Annotated in this window: 4 protein-coding genes and 1 pseudogene; 1 reads left to right on the top strand and 4 read right to left on the bottom strand. The window is 65.3% G+C overall.

Translation table 11 applies throughout. From position 1 onward, the window contains the following. Positions 1-189: 189 nt before the first annotated feature. Positions 190-576 (top strand): VOC family protein, encoded by a 387-nt coding sequence (locus tag VN047_RS19090; RefSeq protein ID WP_325545475.1) that lies wholly within the window; start codon positions 190-192, stop codon positions 574-576. A 27-nt stretch (positions 577-603) separates the two neighbouring features. Here the strand turns inward: VN047_RS19090 and VN047_RS19085 are convergent, their stop codons facing one another. From VN047_RS19085 to VN047_RS19070, 4 genes and pseudogenes are all read right to left on the bottom strand, one after another. Next, complete coding sequence (locus VN047_RS19085) at positions 604-2,319, bottom strand: ATP-binding protein (RefSeq protein ID WP_414712735.1); 1,716 nt, start codon at positions 2,317-2,319, stop codon at positions 604-606. A 95-nt stretch (positions 2,320-2,414) separates the two neighbouring features. After that, positions 2,415-3,188 (bottom strand): TIGR02186 family protein, encoded by a 774-nt coding sequence (locus VN047_RS19080; protein WP_325545473.1) that lies wholly within the window; start codon positions 3,186-3,188, stop codon positions 2,415-2,417. Then, positions 3,185-4,093, bottom strand: a complete 909-nt coding sequence (locus tag VN047_RS19075; RefSeq protein ID WP_325545471.1) for a sulfite exporter TauE/SafE family protein — start codon at positions 4,091-4,093, stop codon at positions 3,185-3,187. Before VN047_RS19075 ends, VN047_RS19080 begins: the two co-directional genes overlap by 4 nt. A gap of 105 nt (positions 4,094-4,198) precedes the next feature. After that, a pseudogene (locus tag VN047_RS19070) lies at positions 4,199-5,023 on the bottom strand (hypothetical protein); the annotation flags it as partial.

Genomic DNA, 5,023 nt, shown 5'->3' with positions numbered 1-5,023 from the left:
ACCGCTGCCGGCAACGATGGCGCCGGCTGTCCCCGTCACCGCGCCGCCCGCGGCGGCGGCCCCGCCAACCTATGCCGATCCGCGGCTCAACCAGTCGGGCCAGATCCGCGAGGAGTTCAGGGGCAGCGGGGAGTGGAAACGCTGATCCAATCGGCCTAGACTGCGCCTTCCTGCATACGGGAGGCTGCCATGGGACATGTAAAGGGCATCGGTGGATTATTCTTTCGGGCGCGCGATCCCGAGACGCTGGGCGCCTGGTATCGCGAACGGCTTGGCGTCGGCGGCGGGTGCAGCGCCGACGACAGCGTGCCGCCTAACCAGTGGGTATGGAACGTCACCGCAGGCCCGCTCGTTTTCGCGCCGTTCAAGGCGGATACCGATTATTTCCCCGCCGACAGGCAGCACATGCTGAACCTGCGCGTCGACGATCTCGACGCGGTGCTGGCGCCGTTCCGCGAAGCGGGTGACGAGATCATCACCAAGGACGAATGGGACGATCCCGCCGTCGGCCGCTTCGCAAGGGTGCACGATCCGGAGGGCAACCCGATCGAATTGTGGGAACCGCCGAAGAGTTGAACTGATTGTTCGCCAGCGCGGAGAAAATTACCGACCCTGACTACGCCAGCGCTTGACGACGCGGTCGAGGATTTCGAGTTCGCCGCCGGCTTCGCGCCACAGTCTGGAGAAGAGCGGGTCGCTCGACGCAGGCCGCTTTTCCTCTTCCAGCGTGTCGAGATAGACGCGGATCGGGATCGACACGCCCTCGCCGCAGACGATGCATTCGCGATTGCGAAGCGCCGGGATCGAATCGATGAAACCGCGCGCGCCTTCAGGCATCGCCGCCTTCACGAAATGCTGGTCACGCTCGTTGTTGAGGCGCATCGAGATGATCGTGCCGCACTGCGACAGCACGCCTTCGGCCAGATCCGACGGGCGCTGGGTGACGAGGCCTAGCGAGACGCCATATTTACGGCCTTCCTTGGCGATCCTTTCGAGGATCTTGCGGACCGCCTGCCCTTGTCCGATGTCCTTCGACGGGATGTAGCGGTGCGCTTCCTCGCAGACGAGCAGGATCGGGCGCTGCGGTTCGCCGCGCGACCAGATCGCATAGTCAAAGGTCAGGCGCGACAGCACCGCGACGACGACGCTGGTGATGTCGCTCGGCACGCCCGACACGTCGATGATCGAGATCGGCCGGCCATCCGACGGCAGACGAAAGATCTTGCCGATGAAATTAGCCATCGTGTCAGCGACGAGCATGCCCGAAAACATGAAATTATAGCGCGGGTCGGCGCGCATTTCCTCGATCTTGCCCTTGATGCGCATGAAAGGCGCCGACGAGGTGGCCTTGTCGAGCTTGCCCATCTCGTTCGTGAGGATGTTGAGCAGATCCGAAAGCAGATAGGGGATCGGCGAATCGACCGTGAGCTTGGTCATGCCTTCGGCCATCCGGTTCTTCTGCCGCGCCTGCAGCAGGCATTTGGCAAGCACGTCGCAGTCGCTCTGGCGGTCGCGGCCTTCGCTGGTCACGAAGACTTCGCAATGTTCCTCGAAGTTCATCAGCCAATAGGGCATGGCGAGATTGTCGACGTCGAACAGCGCACCGGTGCCCTTGAACGCAGCCGAATATTCGCCGTGCGGGTCGATCATCAGGATATGGCCCTGCGGCGCGAGTTCGCAGATCTTGTGGAGGATCAGCGCGACCCCGGTCGACTTGCCCGTACCGGTCGACCCCAGAAGCGCGAAATGCTTGCCCAGCATCGCGTCGATGTAGAGCGACCCGCGGATATCCTTGGTCGGATAGACGGTTCCAATCTCGACATGCGCACGCTCGTCGGCAGCGTAGATCTGCTTGAGATCGGCGCTCGTCGCGGCAAAGACCTGGCTGCCCGGAATCGGGTAGCGCGTCACGCCGCGGCGGAAATTATGGATGCGGCCGGTGATCTTTTCTTCTTCGCCTTCGCCAAGAAAGTCGACCGTCGCGACGATCAACCCTTCGCTGCGTTCGTGCAGCTGCTGGTCGCGGATGCTGGCAATCAGCCAGACGTTGCCAACCCGGACCTTGACCTGCGCGCCGACCTGGCCCGCCATCGCGACCGCGGCATCGCTCGACGACGAAAGCTGGCCAATCGCCGCCGAATCGAGCAGGATTCGCGATGCGGAACCCGAAATATCGATGACTTCGCCGATCATCAAATCGTCGCGATGATGGTGGCTGACGACAGGCGCGACCGAAGCGGCCACGCCGCCTCCCGCCAGCCGGACATGCTGCGCTGCCGTCGAATCCCCGGCGTTGAATCCGCCGCCTTGCATATCCATCAATTCGCCCCGCCTGCTATGGTCCCGGCGCGGGTATCGCAGCTGAGGGTAAATAAAGCGCTTATGATGGCGCGAAAACGGCCCCCGGCCGGGGCCTAGCGGCGGCGGAAAATCGCCGAAGCGCCATAGCCGAGCACGAGCGACAACAGCACCGCGGTCAGGCCGTAAAGAAAGCCGTGGCGCTGCGCCGCCAAGGCCACGAACCTTTCGAACCCGGCCTTGCGGATCTGGACGTCGCGCGACGCGACCGCGAGCACGCGCCCGCGGCTGATCAGGTAGGTTTCGGCGCGATAGGTGCCGACGGGAACGCGCGCCGGAACGGGAATGCGGGCGCGATAGAGGACGCCTTCGGTGATTTCGACTGCCGCCGGATTTTCGTAGAAAAGGCCGACGCGGCGATAAAGGTCGATCAAGCCCGTTTCGAACCGCTCGAGCTTTTTCGCTTCCGAAAAGCCGCTCGGCGACATCGACAGGTTCGCAAGCCCGAGTTCGAAGATCGCCGCGGTGCGCTCGTCGACCAGCTTGTCGATCGGGCGCGACGATCCGATCGCGTAAAAACCGGGTGAGGTGCGCAGGCGGATGCTGCTGGCGTTGACCCAGATTCCGGCGACGCGCCGCTTTTCGCGCAGGATGATCGGCCGCACCGGCCCCTTCAGCACCACGACGATGTCGGCACGGTCGTCGGGCAGCCGCTGACCCGGATAGAGGATGGCGCCGAACAGCAGCAATTCTTCACCGGTGAAGCTGTACTGGATGTCGATGGCGCGGCTCGACACGTCCGGCACCAACCGCGGATCTGCCGCCCTCGCGGCGGTCACGGGAAGCAACGCCAGCGCGAGCCACAGGATCAAGGCGCGCGGCGCGGTCATTGGACGGTGTAGATTTCTTCGGGACGGATGAAAAGGTCGACCCCCATACGGATCGCGACGAGCAGGACGATGCCGGCGAGTGCGAGCCGGAGATATTCCGGCTTCACCTTTTGCGCGAAGCGCGCGCCGACCTGCGCGCCAACCACGCTGCCGAGCAGCAGCAACCCCGCAAGAACGATGTCGACCGCGCCCGTCGTCAGCGCATGCACCATCGTCGTCGCGATCGTCACGAACAGGATCTGGAACAGCGAGGTGCCGACGACGACCTGTGTGCCCATGCCGAGCAGATAGAGCATGGCGGGCACCATGATGAACCCGCCGCCGACGCCCAGCAGCATCGTCAGCACGCCACCCACCAGACCAAGCAGCAGCGGTGCCAGCGGCGAAATGTACAGGCCCGAACGATAGAACCGCCAGCGAAGCGGCAGATTGGCGACCATCGGATGATGGCGCCGCTTGCGCGCGGGCGCGGGCAGCCCCGCCTGCGAGGCGCGAAAGCTGCCCCACGCCTCGCGCCCCATGAAGGATCCGACAGTCCCCAGCAGAACGACGTAGAGAATATTGATCGTCGTATCGATCTGGCCCCAGGCGGTCAGCAGTTCGAACAGCCCCGCGCCGATGAGCGAGCCGAGCAGACCGCCCGCGACGAGCACCCCCCCCATGCGCAGGTCGACACCGTCGCGTTCGAGATGCGCCATCACCCCCGACACGCTCGCACCGGTAACCTGCGTCGCGGCCGATGCCGCCGCGACGGTCGGCGGGATGCCGTAAAAGATCAGCAGCGGCGTCGTCAGGAAACCACCGCCAACGCCGAACATGCCCGAAAGGAATCCGACGCCTCCGCCGAGCAGGACGATGACCAGCGCGTTGACCGAAAGATTGGCGACTGGGAGGTAAAGGTCCATGAGCCCCGAAATCGTATCATCGATGCCGGAAGAGCGCCGATTCCAAGGACCCTAGCCCATTTTTACCGAGCGGGGAATCGGCTGGGGCGGCTATTTTTTCCGGGATCAGAAGTCGGCGGCGAGCGTCAGCGCGAGACCGCTTTCAGGCCGCGCATCACCCGCAACACGTTGCCGCCAGTCGAGCGCGATGCGGCTGCCTTCCCCAACCTCGGGAAGGCGCAGCGTCAGGCGCGGCCCGACATCGACCCGCGCGGCACCCGGCTGTATGGCACCCGCGGCCAGCGCCCCGAGCCGCAAGGCCGGGCTGTCGCCCTTTCCGATACGGTGGTCGACGACGACCGCGCCGTCGGCAAAGCCGTCGCGTCGCTTCGTTCCGACCACCCCGGCCTGACCATAGGCGTCAAGCCGGAACCCGCCAGGCAACGCCACGTCGGAAACGCCGCCGCTGATCATCGCCGCAAGCGCGGTCCGTCCTTGCCGTCCCGCCGCAACGCGCTGCTCGACCGCGACATCGAGCGGCACATGCCCAAGCGGGGCAAAGGCAAGGCCGAAGGCGAACTCACGCTCTTCGGGCCGCCGCATCGCAATCGTCGCGCGGGCATAGGCGCGCGCTCTTCCATTGTCGCCGAAGCCATAGCCGAGCCGCAGTCCGGCCTGACTGCCCCCTAGCTGGCTCGCCGCCGCAATGCCTTCGGGCGCTGTCAAATCTCCGTCGCGGACGTAGATCCAGCCCGCGAGCGACCATCCCGACATCGGCCGGCTGATCCAGAAGGGCTTGCCCTGTCCCGGCTCGGCGCGTTCGGCAGACAAGCCCGGGAACCAGACGGGGCCGCCGCTTCTTCGTCGAAGGTCGTCGCCGGGCCCACCGTCGGGACCGAGAAGGGCGACGTCCAGGTCGAGGTCACCTTCGACGGCGACAGCATCGCGGCC

Origin of the sequence: Sphingopyxis sp., from assembly GCF_035565275.1 — a bacterium.
Taxonomy (GTDB): Bacteria; Pseudomonadota; Alphaproteobacteria; order Sphingomonadales; family Sphingomonadaceae; genus Sphingopyxis.
The sequence above is the reverse complement of the archived record's forward strand: the minus strand, read 5'-3'. Positions and strand labels throughout refer to the sequence as shown.